This is a genomic window from Bacillus sp. TL12 (assembly GCF_022625245.1).
Classification (GTDB): domain Bacteria; phylum Bacillota; class Bacilli; order Bacillales; family Bacillaceae_G; genus Bacillus_A.
In genome coordinates this window covers 229,468-254,181 of the sequence record NZ_JAJJBY010000002.1, presented here as the reverse complement: position 1 = coordinate 254,181, position 24,714 = coordinate 229,468, and the positions used below count along the sequence as shown (strand labels likewise).

Annotated in this window: 25 protein-coding genes; 8 read left to right on the top strand and 17 right to left on the bottom strand. The window is 37.2% G+C overall.

Annotated features, from left to right (window positions below):
• Nucleotides 1–6 precede the first annotated feature (6 nt).
• The 4 genes from LOK41_RS03255 (at nt 7) to LOK41_RS03240 (ending at nt 3,505) form a co-directional block, all read left to right on the top strand.
• Entirely contained in the window at nt 7–324 is a 318-nt protein-coding gene (locus tag LOK41_RS03255) for a radical SAM protein (protein ID WP_241815212.1), read from the top strand.
• Nucleotides 296–1,348 (top strand): hypothetical protein, encoded by a 1,053-nt coding sequence (locus tag LOK41_RS03250; protein WP_241815211.1) that lies wholly within the window; start codon nt 296–298, stop codon nt 1,346–1,348. Before LOK41_RS03255 ends, LOK41_RS03250 begins: the two co-directional genes overlap by 29 nt.
• Nucleotides 1,297–1,923 carry a C39 family peptidase gene (locus LOK41_RS03245; protein WP_241815210.1) on the top strand — a complete coding sequence of 209 codons (627 nt, stop codon included), beginning with the start codon at nt 1,297–1,299 and terminating at the stop codon, nt 1,921–1,923. The genes LOK41_RS03250 and LOK41_RS03245 overlap by 52 nt, the downstream gene beginning before the upstream one ends.
• Nucleotides 1,924–2,854: 931 nt before the next feature.
• On the top strand, nt 2,855–3,505 hold the full coding sequence (locus LOK41_RS03240; RefSeq protein WP_241815209.1) for a YitT family protein: 651 nt from the start codon (nt 2,855–2,857) through the stop codon (nt 3,503–3,505).
• A gap of 30 nt (nt 3,506–3,535) precedes the next feature.
• On the opposite strand, the gene LOK41_RS03235 is transcribed toward LOK41_RS03240, so the two are convergent.
• The 6 genes from LOK41_RS03235 to LOK41_RS03210 all read right to left on the bottom strand — a co-directional run bounded on the left by LOK41_RS03235 (nt 3,536) and on the right by LOK41_RS03210 (nt 9,046).
• Nucleotides 3,536–4,369 (bottom strand): EcsC family protein, encoded by an 834-nt coding sequence (locus LOK41_RS03235; protein ID WP_241815208.1) that lies wholly within the window; start codon nt 4,367–4,369, stop codon nt 3,536–3,538.
• A gap of 215 nt (nt 4,370–4,584) precedes the next feature.
• Nucleotides 4,585–5,778 carry an acetate kinase gene (locus LOK41_RS03230; RefSeq protein ID WP_241815207.1) on the bottom strand — a complete coding sequence of 398 codons (1,194 nt, stop codon included), beginning with the start codon at nt 5,776–5,778 and terminating at the stop codon, nt 4,585–4,587.
• A gap of 292 nt (nt 5,779–6,070) precedes the next feature.
• Nucleotides 6,071–7,060 (bottom strand): class I SAM-dependent methyltransferase, encoded by a 990-nt coding sequence (locus LOK41_RS03225; protein ID WP_241815206.1) that lies wholly within the window; start codon nt 7,058–7,060, stop codon nt 6,071–6,073.
• A gap of 304 nt (nt 7,061–7,364) precedes the next feature.
• Nucleotides 7,365–7,865 carry a thiol peroxidase gene (gene tpx / locus LOK41_RS03220; protein WP_174101724.1) on the bottom strand — a complete coding sequence of 167 codons (501 nt, stop codon included), beginning with the start codon at nt 7,863–7,865 and terminating at the stop codon, nt 7,365–7,367.
• Nucleotides 7,866–8,002: 137 nt separating this feature from the next.
• Nucleotides 8,003–8,398, bottom strand: coding sequence for a GerW family sporulation protein (gene ytfJ, locus LOK41_RS03215; protein WP_174101726.1), 396 nt, complete (start codon nt 8,396–8,398; stop codon nt 8,003–8,005).
• Between the two features lie 9 nt (nt 8,399–8,407).
• Nucleotides 8,408–9,046, bottom strand: coding sequence for a DUF2953 domain-containing protein (locus tag LOK41_RS03210; RefSeq protein WP_241815205.1), 639 nt, complete (start codon nt 9,044–9,046; stop codon nt 8,408–8,410).
• Between the two features lie 193 nt (nt 9,047–9,239).
• On the opposite strand from LOK41_RS03210, the gene LOK41_RS03205 reads away from it, so the two are divergent.
• Complete coding sequence (locus LOK41_RS03205; protein ID WP_241815204.1) at nt 9,240–10,043, top strand: NAD kinase; 804 nt, start codon at nt 9,240–9,242, stop codon at nt 10,041–10,043.
• 82 nt (nt 10,044–10,125) lie between these two features.
• On the opposite strand, the gene LOK41_RS03200 is transcribed toward LOK41_RS03205, so the two are convergent.
• The 8 genes from LOK41_RS03200 to LOK41_RS03165 all read right to left on the bottom strand — a co-directional run bounded on the left by LOK41_RS03200 (nt 10,126) and on the right by LOK41_RS03165 (nt 19,801).
• The gene (locus LOK41_RS03200) at nt 10,126–11,688 is read right to left on the bottom strand and encodes an amidohydrolase (RefSeq protein WP_241815203.1); all 1,563 of its coding nucleotides are present in this window, start codon (nt 11,686–11,688) and stop codon (nt 10,126–10,128) included.
• Nucleotides 11,689–11,774: 86 nt separating this feature from the next.
• A complete protein-coding gene (locus tag LOK41_RS03195) occupies nt 11,775–12,206 on the bottom strand; it encodes a VOC family protein (protein WP_241815202.1) in 432 nt (143 codons plus the stop codon).
• A gap of 122 nt (nt 12,207–12,328) precedes the next feature.
• Nucleotides 12,329–13,915: an acyl-CoA synthetase MbcS gene (gene mbcS, locus LOK41_RS03190; RefSeq protein ID WP_241815201.1), complete on the bottom strand. Its 1,587-nt coding sequence runs from the start codon at nt 13,913–13,915 to the stop codon at nt 12,329–12,331.
• A gap of 154 nt (nt 13,916–14,069) precedes the next feature.
• Complete coding sequence (locus LOK41_RS03185; RefSeq protein WP_241815200.1) at nt 14,070–14,264, bottom strand: alpha/beta-type small acid-soluble spore protein; 195 nt, start codon at nt 14,262–14,264, stop codon at nt 14,070–14,072.
• Between the two features lie 195 nt (nt 14,265–14,459).
• Nucleotides 14,460–15,671 (bottom strand): tRNA uracil 4-sulfurtransferase ThiI, encoded by a 1,212-nt coding sequence (gene thiI / locus LOK41_RS03180; RefSeq protein ID WP_174101738.1) that lies wholly within the window; start codon nt 15,669–15,671, stop codon nt 14,460–14,462.
• 6 nt (nt 15,672–15,677) lie between these two features.
• Nucleotides 15,678–16,820: a cysteine desulfurase family protein gene (locus LOK41_RS03175; RefSeq protein WP_241815197.1), complete on the bottom strand. Its 1,143-nt coding sequence runs from the start codon at nt 16,818–16,820 to the stop codon at nt 15,678–15,680.
• A 208-nt stretch (nt 16,821–17,028) separates the two neighbouring features.
• A complete protein-coding gene (gene ezrA, locus LOK41_RS03170) occupies nt 17,029–18,741 on the bottom strand; it encodes a septation ring formation regulator EzrA (RefSeq protein ID WP_241815195.1) in 1,713 nt (570 codons plus the stop codon).
• Between the two features lie 232 nt (nt 18,742–18,973).
• Nucleotides 18,974–19,801 (bottom strand): LysR family transcriptional regulator, encoded by an 828-nt coding sequence (locus tag LOK41_RS03165; protein ID WP_241815290.1) that lies wholly within the window; start codon nt 19,799–19,801, stop codon nt 18,974–18,976.
• A 138-nt stretch (nt 19,802–19,939) separates the two neighbouring features.
• On the opposite strand from LOK41_RS03165, the gene LOK41_RS03160 reads away from it, so the two are divergent.
• Nucleotides 19,940–20,884: a DMT family transporter gene (locus LOK41_RS03160; RefSeq protein WP_241815193.1), complete on the top strand. Its 945-nt coding sequence runs from the start codon at nt 19,940–19,942 to the stop codon at nt 20,882–20,884.
• 45 nt (nt 20,885–20,929) lie between these two features.
• Here the strand turns inward: LOK41_RS03160 and refZ are convergent, their stop codons facing one another.
• Nucleotides 20,930–21,568 carry a forespore capture DNA-binding protein RefZ gene (gene refZ / locus LOK41_RS03155; protein WP_241815192.1) on the bottom strand — a complete coding sequence of 213 codons (639 nt, stop codon included), beginning with the start codon at nt 21,566–21,568 and terminating at the stop codon, nt 20,930–20,932.
• Nucleotides 21,569–21,717: 149 nt separating this feature from the next.
• Between refZ and LOK41_RS03150 the strand changes: the two genes are divergently transcribed.
• Complete coding sequence (locus tag LOK41_RS03150) at nt 21,718–22,197, top strand: GAF domain-containing protein (RefSeq protein ID WP_241815186.1); 480 nt, start codon at nt 21,718–21,720, stop codon at nt 22,195–22,197.
• A 41-nt stretch (nt 22,198–22,238) separates the two neighbouring features.
• On the opposite strand, the gene megL is transcribed toward LOK41_RS03150, so the two are convergent.
• Nucleotides 22,239–23,429 (bottom strand): methionine gamma-lyase, encoded by a 1,191-nt coding sequence (gene megL, locus LOK41_RS03145; RefSeq protein ID WP_174101751.1) that lies wholly within the window; start codon nt 23,427–23,429, stop codon nt 22,239–22,241.
• A gap of 352 nt (nt 23,430–23,781) precedes the next feature.
• Here megL and rpsD point away from each other — a divergent pair, with 352 nt between their 5' ends.
• Nucleotides 23,782–24,384, top strand: a complete 603-nt coding sequence (gene rpsD / locus LOK41_RS03140; protein ID WP_000135311.1) for a 30S ribosomal protein S4 — start codon at nt 23,782–23,784, stop codon at nt 24,382–24,384.
• Between the two features lie 128 nt (nt 24,385–24,512).
• Here rpsD and LOK41_RS03135 read toward each other — a convergent pair whose 3' ends face one another.
• The gene (locus LOK41_RS03135) at nt 24,513–24,644 is read right to left on the bottom strand and encodes a transporter (RefSeq protein ID WP_174101759.1); all 132 of its coding nucleotides are present in this window, start codon (nt 24,642–24,644) and stop codon (nt 24,513–24,515) included.
• Nucleotides 24,645–24,714: the final 70 nt, after the last annotated feature.

The window sequence follows — 24,714 nt, the reverse complement described above, 5'->3', positions numbered from 1 at the left end:
GTCTATATGGAACAATATTTTATATACGATGAACACCTAGGAATAGAAGTACCTGAGTTACAAGAAGAATGGGAAGATATTCCCGAAAAATTGCAACATGCTATTTTATTAAAATGGGAACAAATTCGCGGGAAAATTCCTGATCGTATAAAAGAACTTGAATGTCATATTAATCAAAAACAACATCGTTTAAATAACGAAGAGAACTTTGAAATCTCCTGTATGCTCAATTCTGAAATCGCAAACCTTGCCTCCATCATTAATGATCTATGGCTTTGGTATCGTCTTACTCAAAATGTATCTGAGGGGAAAGCGCATCAGTAATAATCCAAATAAAAAAGGACAGATTCAAGAAAATGATGTAACTACTGATAAAAAAGAACAAATTCAAGAAAACAATCTAACTTCTGATACAGAAGAACGCATTCAAGAAAATAATGTAACCCCTGATAAAAAAGGACAAATTCAAGAAAGCAATCTAACTTCTGATACAGAAGAGCGCATTCAAGAAAATAATGTAATCCCTGATAAAAAAGGACAAATTCAAGAAAGCAATCTAACTACCGATAAAAAAGAGCAAACGCAAGAAAACAATCTAGCTCCTACTATAAAAGCACAAACACAAGGAAATAAAACGGAATTAGAGACAAACAAAGAAGAGAATAACCAAAAAGAAGGCTGGATTAAAGAAGGGAATAATTGGTACTATTACTCAAATAGTGCGAAAGTAACAGGATGGAAAAATGATCAAGGTAACTGGTACTACCTTCATACCAATGGTGCTATGGCTACTGGATGGACGAAAGTGAACGGAAAATGGTATCTTCTTGCTCACGATGGCGTCATGCGTACAGGTTGGTATTTTGACGGTGCTAACTGGTACTACCTTCATGGCGGCGGTGATATGGCTACCGGGTGGACGAAAGTAAACGGAAAATGGTATCTTCTTGCTCACGATGGCGTCATGCGTACAGGTTGGTATTTTGACGGCGCTAACTGGTACTACCTTCATGGCGACGGTGATATGGCTACCGGATGGACGAAAGTAAACGGAAAATGGTATCTTCTTGCTCACGATGGCGTCATGCGTACAGGTTGGTATTTTGACGGCGCTAACTGGTATTACCTTCATAGCGGCGGTGATATGGCTACTGGATGGACGAAAGTGAACGGAAAATGGTATCTTCTTGCTCACGATGGCATCATGCGTACAGGTTGGTATTTTGACGGTGCTAACTGGTACTATCTTCATAATGGTGGTGATATGGCTACTGGATGGATTCAAGATAATGGAAAATGGTATTACTTATATGCAGATGGAGTCATGAAAAAGAGTCTGTGTATTTAGATGCTCCAATGATTTTCCAACTACCTGAACTACGTAATGGATGCGAAGTTGTTTCAATGAAAATGATGCTAAAATATCATGGATATAATGTAGACAAGCTAACATTAGCGAATCAATTACCTGTTGATTCTACACCTATGGTTAGAGGTGCTGGATCTATTTTAATATGGGGAGATCCTTCGGTTGGATTTGTTGGGGATGTCAAAGGTATATCGCCTGGATATTCAATTGATCCAGCTCCATTAAAAAAAGTATTAGACCGTTATACAAGCAGTGGCATCAATTTAACAGGATCTGATTTTTCTAAAATTGAGCGTTTAGTAGCACAAGGCAAACCGGTTGTAACTTGGATTACAGCATCTTTTTCACATCCTGTAGCTCCAAAAAGTTGGAAAACTTCATCAGGAAAAGTTATCCAAGCTGATTTTGATATGCACGCCGTGTTAGTCACTGGGTATGATAATGATTATGTATATATTAATGACCCTCTTCGACGTGGCAAAGGGGCTAAAATTCCAAAAAGCAAATTTATTAGCAGTTACAATTACATGGGGAAAAAAGCATTAAGCATGTAGTAAACACAAATAAAAAGAGATAAAATGGATTCCATTTTATCTCTTTTATTTTGTAAATTTACTCATTTATACCATATAATAAATAAAAATAGATTTTGAAAGGAGCATAAAAGTCATGAAAGCTTTTGTCATTATTGTCCTCACTTTTCTTAGTGTCATTAGTTGGGAGGCTTTCTTTAAAGACAAAACAGATACAAACAATACAAAGCAGCAAAATGAATAAATTTGTCTTTCCATAATTCAAAATCCCGCCTTATTTCCACCCTCTATTCCTTATGCATAACTAATCGTCACTATCATGTGCACTACCTACTTATTACTTATAAACCCTGAACAAACAAGACTATTCTACAAAAATATATAAGAATCCTAATTCAATCGCTATGAAACTGCAAATTATGTAGTTTTTTCTTCTGTTATTGTCGGTTTCCATCCACATACATTTTTTCAAAGTATGATATAATAATATAAAATCTTTTACAGAAAGGATTTAGATATCATGATCGCTCGAAGGAGCATGTGGCATCGAATTGATGAATCTTACACGTAGCGTATTTTTTCAGCCAGATACTTTAGTCTAGCGAAAAAAATACGAGAGTGGGGAAATTATGATTGCCCGAAGGATAATTTGGCAACGAAAAGACTCTTCTTACACATAGCGTTTTGTTTAAGTCGCATCGGTAATTTCTAAACAAAACAAAGAAGAGGGCAGGATTGCTAAATAACAAATCCTACTCAAAGTTTTGTTTAGTCGTTTTTAGACTTAAACTAAAACGAAAGTAGGGAGAATTGATGGACGAGAGGATTATTCGTTATTTCTTCAGCGACATATAGCGTAGTTAGTTTTACGTAAACTAACTGAAGGCTACATGAGCTCGTAGTTAGTTTACGACACAAAAAGGACTACTAACTACGGAAAGAAGGAATAACGATGAGGAACATCCAAAGTCGACAAATTATTAAAGAAATTTTTATGGTTTTAATCGGTTCATTTATTTTATCAGCAGCACTGTATCACATTCATTTCCAAAACCACTTAACAGAAGGTGGCTTTGTAGGGATTGCGCTATTTATCCAGTACTTTTTTGATATTTCACCGTCAATTTCAACTGTATTGATGGATATCCCAGTCATTTTATTATGTGCTACATTTTTAGGTAAAAAGATGGTTGGTTATTCATTTATGGGCTCTATTTCATTCGGGGTATTTTATTCTCTTATGGAAAACTATTCTCCATTTACAGTGGATTTATCAAATCATTTATGGATAGCTGCAGTAGTGGGCGGCGCGCTAGCTGGTATTGGACTCGGTTTTATATTGCGATTTGGCGGTGCAACCGGTGGAGACGATATTTTAACTATTGTATTAAGCAAAAAAACTCGCTTTACAATTGGGCAAATTTTCTTCGTCTTTGACGCGATTGTTCTAGCGCTTTCATTATATTATTTAACATGGACAGAAATTGCTTTTACTATTCTTTCAATTGCCGTTCAGGCGAAAACATTGGATTTAATTTACTATCCAAAAACAGAAAAGAAAGCAGTATCTATTCCAATGTCAAAAAAGCATGCAACAAACTAAAAGCGAAAGGCCTTTGCCTCTCGCTTTTCTTTATGCTCTTTTTTCTTTTTCTAATATGTAACGCACTTGATAGAACCTGTTTGCAAACTCTGTTACATTCCGCGTTAAGCGATAATTCACCGTAGAACCAATCGCTATCCCTAACACAGGAATACCTTGAAATAATTTGCGACGAAGCGCATAGATCGAGAAGGTTTTCAAAATTTGTTTTAACACAACTTCTGTAGAAGCTGGTTTTAACACTTCTTCTTCTCCTTCATAAAAGAACGCATCTTCTTGTTCTAACTCCTGAAGCAAGTTATACCAAGCATATTGCTGGAGTCTTGCTGGCAACAGGGCCGCATGGAATACTTTTAAAGCAAGCATCATTTCATAAGGCTTGTTCACGTCATGACCAAACGACGTTGCAATAAGCTGAACTGCCTTCACATTTAAAGTAATCATAACAGGGAAATCGGCAGTCAATAATAACAAACCACCTACCCCAGTTGCTCCTCCCTGCACGAAAGAATATAACCGATGCTTTGCTGTCTGTTGCTCTGCTATATATGTTAATTGATCAATGGATAATGCTTTCAATTCTTCCAACTGTTCAATCGATTCATCAAATAACCGCGCTGTTCCTAAAATACGATTTCGCGCATCAAGCTGTGATTGTGAGCTTTGAATCAATGCATGGAGATGGAATAACCATCCATCTGCTTTCGCAAAAAATTCCTTTCGCTTTTTCTCTGGAATTTTTGCAATTGAAGTATGCAACCACTTATCAAATACTTTTTGGAAATCGGTAGACTCCTGTTCTAACAATTGTTCTTCCCAATTTTTAACCTCTTGTAAAATGGCTTGTTCTCGCTTTGATCGCATCGTAACAACCACCTCGCTCAATTTTTTTCTATTGTAACATATTTCCGGTTTTTCTTTGTAAATCTGATAGGATAAACATATATTTATTCAATATACGGGAGGTATGTTTGTGTATCCATGCGCGAAAACATTTGGAGTATCCAAATGGACTCATTCATTTTCTCTCAGTAAAAATAAAAGACGGAATCCTATAGGATCCCGTCTTTCTTCATATATTAACCAATGTCTCCAAGACGTAATACGTCACGAGCAATCATAACTTCTTCGTCAGTTGGAATTACGATAATTTTTACTGGAGAGTGAGGGAAGCTGATGAATGCTTCTTCGCCACGAATGTCGTTACGTTTTGGATCGAAGTATACGCCCATAAACTCAAGGCCTTCTAATACACGCTCACGAATTAGAGCACTGTTTTCTCCAATACCAGCTGTAAAGATGATTGCGTCTACACCTTTCATACGAGCTGCATAAGAACCAATATATTTATGAATACGCTCTACGAATACCTCTAACGCTACTTCTGCACGGTGGTTTCCTTCTTCTTCCGCTTGTTCGATGTCACGTAAGTCACTAGAGAATCCAGAAAGACCTAGCATACCACTTTTCTTGTTTAATACGTTCAGAACTTCTTCTACAGATTGTCCTGTTTTTTCCATGATGTATGGAATTAACGCAGGGTCAAGGTTACCAGAACGTGTACCCATTGTTACACCAGCAAGTGGAGTGAAGCCCATAGAAGTATCGATAGATTTTCCGCCTTCTACAGCTGCGATACTTGCACCGTTACCTAAGTGACAAGAAAGTAAGCGTAAGCTTTCAAGTGGACGACCTAATAATTCAGCCGCACGCTCTGTTACATATTTATGAGAAGTTCCGTGGAAACCGTATTTACGGATGCCGTATTTCTCATAGTATTCATATGGTAAGCTGTAAAGATACGCAGATTCCGGCATTGTTTGGTGGAATGCTGTATCAAATACTGCTACCGCTGGTACGTTTGGAAGTACTTCTTGGAACGCTTTAATACCAACAATATTTGCTGGGTTATGAAGTGGTGCTAAATCGCTTAAATCTTCGATATCTGCTAATACTTGGTCTGTAATTAAAACAGAGTCAGCAAATTTTTCGCCGCCGTGTACAACGCGGTGACCGATACCACTAATTTCATCAAGAGATTTTACGATTCCATTTTCAGTTAATTTATTAAGAAGCATATTAACTGCTACTGCGTGATCTGGAATATTTGTAACTTCTTTTTGTTTCTCACCGTTCACAGTAATTGTGAAAATACTGTCTTCTAAACCGATACGTTCTACTAAACCTTTTGTTAATACTTTCTCACTTGGCATTTCAAATAATTGAAACTTCAAGGAAGAACTTCCTGCATTAATCGCGATGATTTTTGACATCTAGTCTTTCGCCCCTTTTTCTCTTGGTAGTTATGTGGATGAAACCACAAACCGCTCGATTTTATCTGATTAAATTCACTAAAAATGAAAACGTTTCATTCCAAGCAAATTTTATACTCACGAGTTTAATTTAAACATCGTACGACATATATTTCAAGTGAAAAAATTGTAACACCAAGAAAAAATATATATTACAGATTTCAAAAAAATTCAGTTTTATCTTGTATATATTAAAAATTATTACGCACAATATAAAACTGTACTATATCTAAATACACGTCTGTTACACACATTATGATTTATGTGTTGCAAACCAATTATTTAATTGGTCCATAATGTTCTCCATAGCTTTCATATTGGAAAACTTAGGTAATTCCACTAGTAACGCTTGCTTTGGCATCGTTACATTTGGACCTTTCTTTTGGAGAACAAATATACTTTTTGCATTTTTCTCGTTTTTAAACATGGAAACAGGAAGCTGTAATAGCCCTTGAATAAAACTTGTTTCTTTAATAAATGCATGTAACTTTGGAGCTTGATCACTTTCAAAGATGAAGTTTGGTACTAAGAAGAATAAATAGCCACCTTCTTTAGTATGCTTCACACTTTGTTCAATAAATAAGTGATGTGCATAAGACATTCCTTCATCTGCTTTTAAAGTATATTCACTTGCACCTATTTCGTTTGGGTAAAAACCAATTGGTAAATCACAAACAACTGCATCTACTGGGTCAATATAAAGCGGTGCTAATCCATCTTGATTGAAGAACTCGATTGCTCGCTTTTGTAAATTTGCATTTACTAAAGCAAGTCTAACAAGTAAATCATCCACTTCTACACCAAATCCACTTATTGTTGTACCTTCTTGAGCACCATTAAAAATTGTCGTCATTAAGTTCCCTGTCCCAATAGCAGGATCTAAAACGACGATTTCTTTTTGATCTTTCATAAATTTATGGAATAAGTAGCTCATAAACATTCCAACTGCATCAGGCGTCATTTCGTGATTGGCTTGCACGCCCTCTTTCATTCCTTTTAGAATGGCAAGTTGAAATGCTTTGCGAATTTCCTCGCCTTTATATTTTTCTTCATTAAACTTACTATATTCACGATTCAACCGTTCAATTGTTGATTCAGATAATCCCTCTTGCAGAATCGCTCCTTCAAACAAATTATCTCCTGTTTCCACAAGCGCTTCTAAATATGTTACATCCAATTCTTTACGTAAAATTACGGTAGAAGAATCAAAAATAGAAAATAATGTTTCTACGGTCTGACTCACGCATATTCCTCCTTCAGTCAATTACACATAACTTATATCATACCATAAAGTGAAACTTTAATCAGTGGGAAGGTTTCTTCATCCTTACTGATTATTAGCCTCACCAATTGGACATTCTAATTTTTTGCCAAAAGAAAAAGCGACCTCTTTTTTAGAGCTCCCTTTTCAGATGGAAGATTATATCGGCGTTTTTTCTCATATATCGACTGTTTTTTCTCATATACCATTGCTTTTTTCAATATATCGGTGTTCGACACCATATGAGAAAAAACGACCTCTTACATAGAGGTCGCCTTCATTTACATTACTTCGCCGCTTTTGCTGCTTCTAATGCTGCTTCGTAATTTGGATGGCTTGTACCTTCGCTTACGTACTCTACGTAAACTACTTTGTCGTTGCTGTCTACTACGAATACCGCACGAGCAAGTAAACGAAGCTCTTTCATTACTACGCCATAAGCTTCACCGAATGAAAGGTCACGGTGGTCAGAAAGTGTTGCTACGTTTTCTAAGCCGTTTGCTGCACACCAGCGTTTTTGAGCAAATGGTAGATCCACACTAATTGTTAATACTTTTGTGTTTTCAATACCAGCTGCATCTTGGTTAAAACGACGAGTTTGTGCATCACATACACCTGTGTCGATAGATGGTACAACACTAATTAATTTCACTTCACCTTTGTATGTTTCTAAACTTACTGGAGATAAGTCGTTTGCTAACACTTGGAAGTTTGGCGCTTGATCGCCAACTTTAACTTCTGTTCCAACTAAAGTAATTGGGTTACCTTTAAAAGTTACATTTGCCACTTAAAAATCCTCCCTTATTTAAACAAAATATGTACACTGTAAATGATAGTTTGTCCCTATTCAGAATGCAAATAAAATCGCTTTATTTACAAAAAAAAATAAAGAAGCTAACCAATCGATTAGCTTCTTTTTCGCTGTTAGATTTCAAATTCTGGTTCATCACCTTTTTGCTTCTCCATCATTTCTTTCACTTTATCAACAGCTTGTGGTGCTAACTCAATGATTTTATCAATCACATGTGTTTGTTTATCTAAATGTAAAACTTTCACTCCATCTCCATTTATAACAAGAAAGGCAACTGGGTTAATGGAAACTCCTCCACCACTCCCTCCACCAAATGGATGACGGCCCGAGCTATCTATTCTTCCAAATTCGCTCCCGCCAGCAGCAAATCCAAAGCTCACTTTAGAAACTGTTAAAATGACGCTTCCATCCGCTGCTTTAATTGGATCGCCGATAATTGTATTTACATCTGTCATTTGCTTTAAATGCTGCATTGCAGTTGTCATTAAACCTTGAATTGGATGATCCATTTTATCCCCCTATGCTTGTGCAGATTTTTCAACTGCACTAGATCTTTGTTTTCTCATAAACCACAGTATTTTTACTCCTGCCACTGTAGCACGATATATCCGAAAGGATGCTGTTAATTCGCCTTTCGATGCAAATCCTTTCCCTTGAAACACAGGTGTAATTTCAAACTCGGGTATATCAATCACATGCGTATATTGCCCCAAGACCCCAGCGACCATTCCTTTTGTCCCCCATGCATATCCAGTGACAATTCCGGTGCTAGCTGCATCCCCAGTTCCAATTTGTGAATGCCATTTCCACCTATTGATTTTCACTTTTTTAAGAAAATCTTTAATGATAGTATGGATCTCTTGTAGCTTTTTTATCAGTTCCCCGATACTATCAAGCTGCGCCATAATTTTATTCTCAATCCCTCCATCTTCTTCTGCCTTTTCAATTTTTTGTCCGATTTTTTTTTGCTGTTTTTCAATTCTTTCTAAAATATCAAACGTATAGTGAATCATCCATATTTTCACTTGAAATAAACATTGCTTCTCCATTTCTGAATATAAAAACGTCACTTTAAGTGATAGCCTCGACAATAGTATAAGTAAAATGAGCAAGAGAAGAATTCCAATTCCAATTACAAGCCACTTCATTCGTACCATCCTTTCACTCCACATCCATTATCGACAGGTTCAATCAGGATTAAACAAGAAGTGATAAAATTGAATATAAAAATTTTTCTAAAAATAAAGAGGGATTTTGACATTTTATATCGAAATATAGTATTTGAGCATACCATCAGTTTTTTTCTACTGAGGCACAACGCTAAATTTGACTGCAATGGAGGGATACACAATGGCAGATCGTCGCAATTTATTTTTCTTTTATGGTGATGACAAAGCAACGCTTGTTGAAAAAATGAAGCCAATATATCGTATTTTAGAGGAAAATGGATTTACCATATTAGGTCACCCAAAAAATGCAAACGCTATCGTCAGTGTTGGAGATGATGGAACCTTCCTACAAGCCGTTCGTAAAACAGGCTTTAGAGAAGATTGCTTATATGCAGGTGTTTCTACGAAAGATGAAATTTCTTTCTACTGTGATTTCCATATTGACCACGTCAATACAGCCCTTCAAGAAATTACACAAAATGAAATTGAAGTGCGTAAATACCCAACAATTCAAATAGATGTTGATCATGGAACATCTTTCTATTGTTTAAATGAGTTTTCTTTACGCTCTAGCATCATTAAAACATTTGTAGTAGATGTGCATGTTGATAATTTATATTTTGAAACATTTAGAGGGGACGGCTTAGTTATCTCTACCCCGACTGGAAGTACAGCTTATAATAAATCATTGCATGGCGCGGTTGTCGATCCACTCATCCCATGCTTCCAAATAAGCGAACTTGCTTCTTTAAATAACAACACATACCGTACACTTGGATCACCGTTTATTTTAAACCATGAACGTACATTAACGTTAAAACTTGCTCCAGACGGTAATGATTATCCTGTTATCGGCATGGATAACGAAGCACTTAGCATTAAACAAGTTGAAAAAGCCGTTGTACGTTTAAGCGATAAACAAATTAAAACAGTAAAACTAAAAAATAATTCGTTCTGGGAAAAAGTAAAGAGAACGTTTTTATAAACAGCAAAAAACGAGTGCCAAAAGATTTTCTGGCACTCGTTTTTTTGTGATTCACACGTCGTGTATTAGCGAACCGCTGATATTATTTTTGGTATACAATTTGACCATCTATTACAGTTGCCACAGCTTGTATATCTTTTATTTCCTCTGCTTCAACTTCAAATATGTCGCGATCTATAATTGTAAAATCCGCTTCATATCCTTTTACAATTTTACCACGTTTGTTTTCTTTTCCAATCGTATAGGCGCTTCCAGTTGTAAATAAAGAGACAGCTTCAAATATAGATAACTTCTCTTCAGGTATGTAACATGCCCCATCAATAAAGCTTCTCCGCGTTACCGCACTATATATTCCTAAAAACGGATTTACTTGTTCAATTGGTGCATCTGATCCACCTGCGCAATGCAATTCAGCATCGAGTAACGTTTTCCAAGCATACGCATACCGAAGACGATACTCTCCTAACTTTTCAATCACTGATGGAAAATCAGATGAGACAAATACAGGCTGAATATCAATGATGACCGGCAAGGGCTTCATCCGTTCAATTAATTCTTCGCGTGCCAGCTGGCAGTGAATAATACGATCGCGTAGCCCCTCTGCCGGTGGGTATAACTCTAGTGCATCAATCACATATTCAAGAGACAGGTCACCAATTGTATGAATCGCGACCGGCATATGTAAATTACGTGCTTTTCTCACTAGTTCAGCCAGTTCTTCCTGAGAAAAGATTGCTACGCCATTTGTTTCCTTCGCATCTTCATATGGCTCACTTAGTAGCGCAGTTCGTCCACCAAACGAACCATCTGAAAAGATTTTCATTGCACCAAATTCAATATAATGCTCGTTCTCATAATTTTTCCGTTCATGTGCTACTTCATGATGAACAAGTAAATGTGCTTTAAATGGCATTCCCTTTATTATGTGTGAAAATGCATTGTATGTTTTTTGAAAGCCGCCATAATAATTTAAGTCTTCTGTATGTCCTCCTACTAGGCCATATTTCCAACAATCTTGAATCGCTGTTTGCAGCGCCCTTTGTAAATACGCTTCATTGATTTCCGGCTGAACGTGCTTGATTAAATCTTGCGCTTGTTCATATAAAAGTCCTGTCAGTTCACCTGATGAATCCCGGCCAATCTTTCCACCTTTTGGATCTGGCATGTCCCATGTGATATTTGCCTTTTCTAGTATATAAGAATTTACCCATGTCACGTGACGACAAACACGTTTTAATAAAATCGGATGTTCTTTCGAAATCGCATCTAAATCACGGACATGGACGCTTTTTATATCTGTAAAATTATTTTCGTTCCAACCTTCGCCAATCACCCATGTACCCTCTGGCACATCCTCTACTCGCTGCGTGACAAGCTGCAGCATTTTCTTATAAGACGTACAAGCAGATAAGTCTAAACGTAGCAGTCGTTCCCCATGTCCAATGAGGTGCATATGACTATCAACAAGACCTGGAATCATTATTCTTCCCTCTAAATGATGGATCTCCTCAGCCTGATACCGACTCTCCAAATCCTCTTTGTTTCCTGTATCGAGAATTATTCCATTTTCTACATAAATAGCTTCAACTTTTTCTTTCTCTTCATTCATTGTGTAAATATGCCCGCCGTGCCAAATTCCCCCCATACTTTCATCCCCTTTTCTTTTTAGTCTACGAAATTGAAGCATAGAAAAAAAGCACCATTTTACATCACATGGTGCTTTTCCAAACATTAATTTTGATTCGCTGAGATTGTTGACACTTGCCATTCTACGTTAAATTTATCTTTTACCTGTCCATATGCCGAGCTCCAGAAAGTTTCTTGAATTGGCATGATGACTTGACCGCCGTCTTGTAATTTTCCAAATACTTCTTTTGCTTTTTCTGCATCACTTAATCTGATTGCTATTGTTACTTGCGATCCAATTTCATATTCTTTACCTGGGAATGTATCTGAAATCATAAGATCCGTATTCCCAACTTTTAAATGCGCATGTAAAACGCGGTCTTTTACTTCATCCGGAACAGTGAACTCTGGAGTTTCAGGCATTTCTCCAAACGTTTGCATGATTTCAACTTTTGCATCTAATGCATGTTCATAAAACTTCACCGCTTCTTGTCCATTACCATCCAAAACTAAATACGGGTTAATACCTAAAATCATAAAAGGCACCTCTTTTTTTAAATTTTTTCGGTAATCATCTCATACCTAAAACAGAACGTACGTTCCATTAGATGATATCATAATCTTACATGCATATGCAACAATCTAATTTCATTCTTTTTTTACTTTAACCCTAATTCCATTTCTTGTTTTCTAAGTTCAACACGGCGAATTTTTCCGGAAATCGTTTTTGGTAGTTCATCTACAAATTCAATTTTACGAGGATATTTATATGGTGCAGTAAGTTTTTTGACGTGTTCTTGGAGTATAGGAATTAATATTTCTTGTTTCTCTTGTATATTCTCTCTTAATACGATAAAAGCCTTCACGACACTTCCGCGAATTTCATCAGGACTTGCAACAACCGCACATTCTCTTACATAAGGATGTTTCACAAGCGCATCTTCGACTTCAAATGGTCCAATTGTGTAACCCGAGCTAATGATAATATCATCACCGCGGCCCTCAAACCAAAAATAGCCATCTTCATCCTTTGTCGCTTTATCGCCTGTAATATAATAATCACCACGGAATTGCATCGCTGTCCGCTCATCATCTTTATAATATTGTTTAAAGAGTGCTGGTGTTTCAATATGAACAGCAATATCTCCTACTTCTCCAACAGATACAGGTTGTCCTTCTTCATTTACAATGTCGACATGATTACCTGGCGTTGGTTTTCCCATAGATCCTGGCCTAATCTCCATTCCTTTCATTACGCCAACAAGTAATGTATTTTCTGTTTGACCATAGCCATCTCTAACTGTCACATTAAAATGATTTTGGAATGTTTCTATTACTTCTCGGTTTAACGGCTCTCCCGCTGATACAGCACTATGTAAAGCTGTTAAATTATACTGCTGCAGGTTCTCTACTTTTGCCATTAAGCGATATTCTGTCGGCGTACAACAAAGCACATTCACCTTATTATCATCTAATAACTGCAAATATGTTTTCGGTTCGAATTTACCGTGATACACAAACCCTGTCGCTCCTGAACCAAGCGTTGCTAAAAACGGGCTCCAAATCCATTTTTGCCAGCCTGGACTAGCCGTTGCCCATACAACATCATTCTCTTCTATTCCGAGCCAATTTGGAGCGCTTGTACGTAAATGCGCGTAGCCCCAGGCATGTGTATGAACGACACCCTTTGGATTTCCTGTCGTTCCTGATGTGTAAGATAAGAAGACCATATCTTCTCGGTCTGTCTTAGCCATTTCTAATTCGTCACTCTCTATTTCTAGTGCGTCTTTTAAATTGATCCAGCCATCTACTGACTGATCGCTCAATACGAATTTTTGAAGAGACTCCATCATCTCTATATCTTCAAATTGCTGAATATACGGTTCATGACTGACAATTGCTTTTACTTCTCCATGCTGAATGCGATATTCAATATCTTTTTTGCGAAGCATTTCTGAACTTGGAATGACTACAAACCCCGCTTTAATTGCGGCAATATACGTCATATATGCTTCAACTAAGCGTGGCATCATAATAAGAAGCTTGTCCCCTTTTTGCAAGCCACTCTTTATAAAAGCGTTTCCAATTTTATTCGCTCCTTTTATCAATTCACGGTATGTAACCTCACGTCTATTTCCTTCATCATCCTGCCAAATTAAAGCAAGCTTCTGCTCGTCATGTGTATATTTCTCTATCTCTGCAACTAAGTTATAAGACGGCGGTGCTAATAATTCTTCCCTCTTCATAATAATCATCCTCCTTTTTTCTCTATGCCTCTCTTCTATAATAAAGAATTTTCAGTAAATTTTAAACCTACTTCTTTTGACAAATTTTTCAGTTACATGTCGACAAAAAGAAGGAGTGGGAAAACCCACTCCTTCTAAGCCATCTTATATGGGATTATTTATGGAAACCGCCTAATTGTTGTTCAGCTAGTGAAACTAGACGCTTTGTAATTTCGCCACCAACAGATCCGTTAGCGCGAGATGTTGAATCTGCTCCAAGTTGAACACCGAACTCTTGAGCGATTTCGTATTTCATTTGATCTAATGCTGCTTGAGCACCAGACACTGCTAATTTATTTGTGCTTGGCATATGGTATCACCTCCTTGTGAGTATAGAGTGTGATAAACCATATGACTTCATACATATCTAGAGATGGTAATTTATGGTTTTGAAAGATATTCAAAAAGTCCAGTAAAGATAACTGTCGCATTTCTTCGTTGCGTTGCCAGTCCGGTACTCATGTAGTTCACTCTACTCCGTATCGTCCTTTTTGAACAAGCACTTTTAGAAAAGATCTTCAAATTGCTCTTCTTCAGCCACTTCAATTGTCTGTAGTACCATCTTCTCTGTACCAGCAACAGCTTCTTCAATAAGTGGTGTAAAGTCATATTTTGATTCGAAGCGATTTGCTTTTTCACGCTTCGGTTTTGTCGATGGACTTGCTGGTGTAAATACTGTACAGCAGTCTTCATATGGACGAATTGAAATATCATATGTTCCAATTTCATTTGCAATTTTAATAATTTCTAGTTTGTCCATCGTAATAAGCGGGCGAATGACTGGATAGTTTGTCACTTCATTAATCGTGTGCATACTATCTAACGTTTGGCTCGCTACTTGTCCGAGACTTTCACCCGTTGTGATTGCAAGTGCATTACGCTCTTCTGCAATACGCTCAGTAATACGCATCATCATACGGCGCATAACTGTCATAGAGTAGCTAGATGGAATTTCTTTATTAATCGTTTTTTGCACTTCAGTAAATGGAACAAGATGAAGCGTCAAACGTTTGCAATACTTCGTTAACTCTTGTGCTAAATCAATTACTTTTTGCTTCGCACGCTCACTTGTGAATGGCGGACTATGGAAGTGAACTGCCTCTACTGATACACCGCGCTTCATTGTTAAGAAAGCAGCTACTGGGCTATCGATTCCGCCAGAAAGAAGTACCATTACTTTTCCGCCAACGCCGACTGGTAAACCACCTGCTCCCATACGCTCATCACACATAATATAGCTATAACCACTACGAATTTCTACGCGAACATTCACATCTGGATTATGAACATCTACTGTGATGTCTTCTGTATTTTCTAAAATATAGCCGCCAATCTCCGGAAGTAACTCCATCGTTTGCATTGGGAAATGTTTATATGAACGGTGCACTGTAATTTTAAATGTTTTCACATCGCCTTTTACTTGTAAGAAAGCAGCAAGCGCACCTTTTTTAATCTCTTCTAATTCTGATGGTACTTTCATCGCTAAGTTGAACTTATGAATACCAAATACATCTTTCAATCTCTCTGCAATCGCCTCATGATCTTCCCCATTTAACTGGATGTACATGCGGTCATGTGTCGCATCGATTTTGATATTTGGGAATTTCTTCAATTTAAATTTCACGTTATCTTTTAACGTATTTACAAACTTAGAACGGTTTTTCCCTTTTGTCGTCATTTCACCGTAACGAACTAAAATATATTCATATTTCATCATGTTTCTTTACCTCATCACTTCGTATAATTTTGGCAATGTTTCTTTTATAATTCCTTCAAACTGTGTTACTTCTTCCATCGTATTTTCAGGTGCTAAACTAATACGAATCGCACTTGCTGCGGCAGCATGCGGTACTCCCATTGATGCTAACACACGACTTACTTCATTCGCTTTTGAAGAACATGCTGATTTTGTTGATACATATACGTCACGTTCTTCTAGAGCATGAACCACTACTTCTGGTTTTAAACCAACGAATGACACATTTAAAATATGCGGTGCCGAATATGCAAGCGATGTATTAATCGTTACATCTTCCATTCCTTCGAAGAAACGTACGAGTTCTGCTTGTAACTTGTGTAAGCGGTCACTCTTCTCAATCATATGTTCCATTGTCATACGTAATGCCTTGACCATCGCGACAATACCAGGTAAATTCTCTGTACCAGAACGATAACGAAGCTCCTGCTGACCACCTGATAAAATCGGATCTAATCTTACGCCATCACGTACATATAAAAGTCCTGTTCCTTTTACGCTATGAAATTTATGTCCAGATATCGAACAAAGATCAATATGAGAAGCATATAAATCAAGTGGCACTTTTCCGATACCTTGCACGTGGTCTACATGGAATCTTATTTTCGGATAGTTCGCTAACAATTTTCCTACTTCAGAAACAGGTTGAATCGCTCCTGTTTCATTATTCACATGGATCATAGAAACAAGGATTGTATCCTCACGAAGTGCTCGTTTTACATTTTCTACTGATACAATACCATGTTCGTTTACAGGTAAATAAGTAACATCAAAGCCGAGACCTTCTAATTGTTTATATGCTTCAAACACAGACGCGTGTTCAATATTTGTTGTAATAATATGTTTGCCACGAGAGCGATTCCTCATCACTATTCCTTTAATCGCAAGGTTATTTCCTTCCGTTCCACCCGATGTGAAAATAATCTCGGAAGGCTTAACATGAAGGAGCTGCGCTGCAATCGTTCTTGATTGTGTTAGTAAATGCTCTGCTTCTCCCCCGAGCGAATGAATAGAAGAAGGGTTTCCAAAATATTTTCCTGCAACCGTTACGTAAGATTGAAGGACTTCTGGATATGGTTTCGTCGTCGCACTATTATCAAAATAGATCATCGTTCTTCCCCTTTCAGCGCTGTCACATCATATAATCATATCACAAATGTATGCCATTACGCTAAACATACTCAAAGCTTCTATTTTTTCGATACAGAAGTATACTTTTATATTTTGAAACGAAAAACACTGCTGTATTCCGCTATTCATTATAGCAACATCATCCGAGAATTTACACAAATCCAGCACAAAAAAACAAACCCCTTTTTCACCAAGGGGTTTGTTCATTATCAACAAATTCAGCAATTTTTTGTACAACGCCAGGTTCAAGTTGTTCTAAAACAGAAGCGGCTTGTTCTAAAGCGGCATCATATTCATATTCACGGAATAATCTTTCTGCATTTTCTAAGCTTTGCGTCAAGTCACCATCATGACTGCGATAGCGATTACCATATTGGATTAGCTTTTCTACTAAGTACGCCTGTCCAATTAACTCCTGCGTCTTTTCAAATACACCGTTTACGATTGTATACGCTTCTTCTAACATGCTATTTACAACATTCATATTCAGCGGTTTTAATTCTAACTGTGCATAAACACTTTGCATCGCTTCTTGTCCTCTTTGTAAATCTTCCATAATGCTTTGTGGAAGACCTGGTAAATTAGACTTTTGCATAAAGCGTTTTGCTTCTACAATCATATGGCGCATTTCTTGTAATTTTTCACGTGCTTCAAACTCTTCCTTACGCATCGTTTGGAGCATCTCTTTATATTCTACATGAAGTACCTTCAATGTTTCACATTGCTCATAAATCTCTTCCAGTTCTTCGCGAATAACAGAGAAGGCGATATCTTGCTCCGCAATGCGCATTTGTAATACTTCAAAGCGTTTCATTAAAATATGCATTTGTTTTTCAATCAATTTTTGTGACTCAATGTCTTTATCTTGCAATTGATAGCTTTGTTTCACAAAATGCGTTTCAGATTTTGTTTCAATTGCTTTTTCATGAATTTCCTCTAAATCTTCGTAAACACTAACTGACTTTTTCTCTACATAATGCTTCGCATGTACTTCTTGTTCTAATTGATCATACAACGTATCTAGACGCTTTTTTAAGCCTTCTATTTTCTCATTTGCTTCTGTTATATGAAGCTCTTCCAAATCAATCAGACATGTTTGTAGTTGTTTGTTCATCTCTCGTACTTCTTTAGGGATTTCTAAATGATTTAATACATATCCTTGTCTTTTCATATCATCATGACCTTGTAATAAATCATCTAATTGCACTGGTAATGTCGCTTGACACTCCACTAATAAATCAGGAACTTCATGAATGATAATTTCTAAGTTCGCTAATCCATCTTCTAAGCTTTTTACAATGTCACGCGCCTTTAAATAATCACCGTTCGCTGTTGCCTCGTCAAATTCTTGGAATTTTGCCTGTTCTATATCAAGTAACTCTTCAATTTTCTGTTCGGATTGTCCAAACATATGACGATGAGCGAGTACGCTCTTTTTCATACTACGATATGTATCACGTAAATCTTCAATTTCCGAACTATTTTTCTCATAGCTCTCTAGCAATTGTTGCAATTCATTTAACATTTCCGTAATGCGGTTATCCGCTTCATCTAAATCACGAATGGATTCACTCATCAAACGCTTTGCTTTTCGGAAGGAAAATTGTGAGGCTGATTTTTGGGCGCTTTCTAATGTTTTATCAGCTTTTGGCAGAAGGTTTGTAACAATTTCATCCCATTCTTCACGCCACTTTCCAAACAGTTCTTCTGTTTGTCCAGTCATATTCAAATCCTTTACCCGTTTCAATTCATCTGCAACAGGTTTATCTTTTATTTCTTGTTTCCACTGCTCAACCGCTTCAATATCTTTATATAAACGATTTCTTATCATGAGCTCTATCATGAGCAGCACTAGAATAGAGCTCACTACAATGATAACGATCGTTAGAATAGAATCCATGCAAAATAGCCTCCTACTTATATCTCTTTTTTTGTCCGTTCCGTTTATGAAATGGAAGGCATTATGTATAAAAGGAAAATCCCCTATATTTAACAACTGACAATGTACTAATCATACCATGTAATGACATGTTTTTGACCTAGTTTTTTTTAAAATTTCATGTTTCTTTTGTTGTATCTGTAATATCGCTCCCTAAAAAATTCTGGACTTTATTTCATGTATTTACAAATATTCACTGCAACACCTGTAATAAAGACATCTCTTCCCTATGTGATATAAAATAAATCACTCTCGTTAACGCTGGTTCCACTTGTATAACGCTAATCCCATCTTTTACCGCCTGCTTCACTGCAATTTCTGGCAATAACGTAACACCAAGACCAGCTCGAACCATGGCAAGCATCGGTTCAGCGTATGATGTTTCTACTGCAATAGTGGGCTGAATTCCCATTCCTTTAAACGTTGTCATAATCATGTTTCTAATATCACAAATTTCCGGATAAATAATGAGCTTTTCATACTGTAAATCCTGTATTCGAATTGTACGTTCATCTTTATACGCATGTTCATTTGAAACAACACACACAATATTTTCTCTTTTTATTTCTTTAACAAATTTGGCCTCTTCCACTTCCGAATCAATTAACATCGCATCAATTTTTCGTTCTCGAAATAATTCCATTAATACTTTCGTATGTTCAATTTTCCAATCTACTTCATAGGTTTCTAATACATTCTTACATTTTGATATGTAATGAGCAGCTAAACTGGGCAATACTCCAATTGAAATCTTTTTCTTTTCTTGGTACTCTTTCATCTCTCTCTTCACACTATTTATTTGTTCTATAATAGGCTCAATCCGTTTTATAAATAGTTTACCAGCCTCTGTTAGTTCCACTCCTTGCGTGGACCGTTTTAACAACTTGACTTCTAAGCCTGCCTCTAATCTTTGAATTTGTTTACTGAGAGCTGGCTGTGAAATATGCAGACGTTTACTTGCTTTTGATAAACTTCCCGTATGTTGCACTTCAATAAACGATTGTACCGCTTCCAAATCCATCTCATATACACCTCTAACCAAAAGTTATAACCCCTATAACAAATCAATATTTCCTGTCCGCAAAAAATGAGCGTTATACTCATCCCATGCTTATTTTTATGAACTTACTATATCGAAATAAGAAGGAGAAAGATACTCTTGGATAAAAAACAAATACTATTTGGATCTCTCTTATGCTTACTTGCTGTAACAGCTTGGGGCTTTATGTTTCCCGTTATGGCCAGCGCTCTGGAACTTATAGACCCATTCTTTTTCACTACTTTTCGTTACGGATCGGCAGCGTTCATCTTTACCTTTCTTCTCTTCATAATTGAAGGGAAACACGCTTTCCATTTAGAAAAACAAGCTTTGTATTTGTTATTTTATGGTACAGTCGGTTTTGCCGGATACGGATTTCTTGTTTTTTATGGACAACAATTAGCAGGACCTTCAGGTGCGATTCACGCAGCCATGATTCAGTCTCTTATGCCGTTACTTGCCTTACTATTGCAATGGGGCTTACAAAATAAAAAGCCACAAAACTATACATTCCTTTGTATGTTTTGTGCACTTATAGGTGTGCTACTTGTTATTTCAAAAGGCAATATTCATATGTTATTTGGAGCAGCAAGCCATATCTCAACAAACATATTTATGCTCTCTGGCGTTTTTTGCTGGGTTATTTACACAAACGGCGGCTCTCATTTTCCAACTTGGTCGCCACTTCGATATACAACACTTACATGTTTATTTGGAAGTATTTCGTTAGTTCTTACTGTTACTGTACTAACATATTTGAAAGTTATTTCTATACCTACATTCCATACAATCGCTACAGTACGATTTGAACTATTGTATATGTCCATTATTGCTGGTGTGGTTGCAGTCTTTTGCTGGAACATGGGCAATCGCCTTATTTCATCTATTAACGGCATATTATTTATGAACTTAGTCCCTGTGCTCGCACTGATAGGATCCATTTTTCGCGGCTATCAAGTTGAAAGAATTGAAGTAATGGGAGCGATCATAACCATTATCGCTTTACTATGCAACAACTTATGGCAACGAAAACAAGAGCGCATACAAGAAAAAATCACTTCTTGAAAAATACGTCATAAAATACCCCCACCAAAAATATGGCGGGGTATTTTACATATGAACTGCTCGCGGCAGAGGATAATACATATGTGTTACACATAATGTTTGCTCCATCCATCGCTCTACTTCTTTCGTATACATTTCCAAAAAGAATGTTTCTGATGGAAACGAATGCAGCACCTCCGATATATACTGCGGATATAAATATGGCATATTAATCATGCCCTTTAATTGCGTCATAAACATTGTAAAAGAAATCTTCTGAAACTCCTGCTGCATTTGTCCCTGTTTAATAATTTGCTCTATATAATATCTTTCTTTAGAAAAATAAATAGTCATGACTTCCCGAATTAACGTTGTATCAAGTGAAAGCTCCCTGTAAAAAAATCGCGTCAGTTCCCTATGTTCAAACTGATACCGCAAAATCCCTCGTACAATTTGATTTATCACTTCTTTAGCTGGCAAATACTCTCTTTGTTCAAATGACCTCTCAATTACCCCGATATACCCTTCTAAAAAATCAGTTATAAGCTGTTCTAATAAACCTTGCTTTCCAGCAAAATAATATGAAATATTAGCCACATTCACATCCGCCCGCTTTGCAATATCTCGCACCGATGTTCCATCGTACCCTTTCGTATTAAACAATGAAATTGCCGCATCAATTACCTTTTGTTTCGTCTGCTTCATGCGCTCACTTCCTCTCACCCTGAACAGCTATAGTTTAAATTTCTTGACTTTTAAGACAAATTCCTTTAATTTTCTATCGACAAAGTCATTTGAAATATATCGTATTTTGCTATGATTTTACATTTCTCGATAGAAAGGATGACGTTTCCATGTTTACAAAAGAAAGTTATGCCGGATCACGTGAACAGCAGTACGAAACAGTAATCAAACAACTTGATGCATTGTTAACGGGAGAATCAAATGTAGTCGCAAATTTAGCAAATGCCTCAGCACTACTAAATCAATTTTTAGAGCGTATTAATTGGGTTGGCTTTTATGTAACAGAAGATAATCAACTTGTACTAGGGCCATTTCAAGGAATGCCTGCATGCGTTCGCATCCCATTTGGACGCGGTGTTTGCGGCGTGGCAGCTGAAACAAAAACAACTCAGCTTGTTGCAGATGTTCATCAATTTCCAGGTCATATCGCTTGTGATAGCGCCTCTAATTCTGAGATTGTTGTACCAATTATAAAGGAAGGTAACGTCATTGGTGTGTTAGATATCGATAGTCCTGAAAAAAATCGCTTCGATGAAGTAGATCAACACTACTTAGAAAAATTTGTGGAAACGCTCCTAAAACATATGTAAAAGATAAGAGCCATCAATCTCATAGATCGATGGCTCATTTCTTATTCTCCGTTCACGTGAGAAAATGTATCCGATAGCTTCTGCAGTGCATCCGCCAAATCTAGGGTAATATCCTCCCATGCTTCTAATCCAATAGATAGGCGTATTAGATTATCAAAAATACCCATTTCATGGCGTACTTCTGCTGGAATAACCGCATGTGTCATCGTTGCCGGATGCTGCACTAACGTTTCTGTATCACCAAGACTTACTGCAATCGTAATGAAATTCAACTCATTCATAAATGCTTGTGCTTCTTCTTTTCCGCCTTTAATCGTAAATGAAATCACACCGCCCCCGCGCTTCATTTGGCGAGATGCTAGTTCTCCTTCTGGATACCATACCGCTTCAATACTTTCTTGATTTTTCAAAAACTCGACCACTTTTTCCGCATTATCACAGTGCCGATCCATTCGTACAGCTAACGTCTTTAAGCCGCGGAGCAAGAGCCATGCATCAAAAGGTGCCATAATTCCACCAATATCTTTTCGAATCGGGCGAATTTGTTCAGCTAGCTCCTTCGTTTTACAAACCGTCACACCCGCAACAACATCTCCATGTCCACCAATATATTTTGTTGCACTATGAAGAACAACATCACATCCAAGTGTAAGAGGCGTTTGTAAATAAGGGGAACAAAATGTATTATCAACAACGACAAGCAGTTCATTTTGTTTTGCAACTTTTATAACCTTTTCTAAATCGATAAGTTTCATTGTTGGATTAATGGGCGTTTCAACAAATATCAACTTTGTATTCGAGCGCATACTTGCCTGAATCTCTTCTTCGGTTTCCATATCACATAATGAATGTGTAATCATAAACTTCTCTTCTAACACTTCTAAAAAACCGTACGTACATCCATACAAACCGTTTGAACAAATAATATGATCTCCAGCACGTAAAAATGCGAGAAGCGTTGCCGAGATTGCGGCCATTCCAGAACCGAACGCTAACGCCGATTCTCCCCCTTCTAAAACAGCCATACGCTCTTCGAACAATTCCACAGTTGGATTTCCAAGTCTTGAATAAATGTAAGATGGGTCCTGCCCAGCGAAACTTGCTTCCCCTTGCTGCGCTGTTTCAAATGTATACGTTGAAGTTTGAAATAGCGGTGGCGTTAAACTCCCTTTATGCATTTTAGAATCATACCCGTGATGAATAAGTGCTGTTTCTATCTGTTTCTTTTTCATACAAACATCCCCCTTATGCTTCTATAATATGTAAGCGTTTTCCCTCTGTTGCTATCCTTTCTTTCATACTGTTTCGAATTCCTTCTTGCAATTTCCAAACTTTACATGTATAAAACAAAATGGAAACTCGCTTGACGAAATTCCATTCAAAAGATATAATAGCGTTTGTGTAAAATAAAAAGGCAGCCTTGTAATGTGAGTTTATCGTTTGTATTTTGTTCCTCACGTTTGAGGTGTATCTCGTAACTCCCTGCTGCTGGAGCGAAGGTACATGAAAACAAAATACGCATAAATATCGATTACGTCTGTTTTTATTTTACGAAAATAAAAACACTTAAAGGAGGAGTCAACTATGGCTCGTTATACAGGTCCAGCTTGGAAACTGTCTCGTCGTCTTGGAATCTCTCTAAGCGGCACAGGTAAAGAATTAGAAAAACGCCCTTACGCACCAGGTCCTCACGGTCCGAACCAACGTAAGAAACTTTCAGAATACGGTTTACAATTACAAGAGAAACAAAAACTTCGTCACATGTACGGCATGACTGAGCGTCAATTCCGTCGCACATTTGACCAAGCAGGTAAAATGCCAGGTAAACACGGCGAAAACTTCATGATCCTTCTTGAAGCTCGTCTTGACAACCTAGTTTACCGCATGGGCTTAGCTCGCACTCGTCGTGCAGCTCGCCAATTAGTAAACCACGGTCACATCATGGTAGATGGCGCTCGCGTAGACATCCCATCTTACCGCGTAAAACCTGGTCAAACTATCAGCGTTCGCGAAAAATCTAACAACCTTGTTGTTGTTAAAGAAGCGATCGAAGTTAACAACTTCGTACCAGAATACTTAACTTTCGATGCTGATAAATTAGAAGCTACTTACACTCGTCACGCTGAGCGCGCTGAGTTACCAGCTGAAATCAACGAAGCATTAATCGTAGAGTTCTACTCTCGTTAATGACGAAAAGCCACTCCTTTTGGATTGGCTTTTTTCGTTCTTATGGTACTTGTTTAAAAAAGAGGATAAAGAAAGCGAGCAGCTATCTTTATCCTCTTTTTTGAATTCACTCTTATATATAAATAAACTTATTTATTTTCTTCTTGTTTCTCCACATACACATAAGCATCTTTCGCACTTTTATGTATCTCACCTTGTGTATTCTCTGCAAGCTGACTCGCATTTAGCAAAGAAAAGATGATGAGCGCTTCTAGTGACATTTTGTTTTACCACTCCTTTCACTTTCACCTGATACATATATCATACTCCTCCCTTGTGACTTTCGTATGA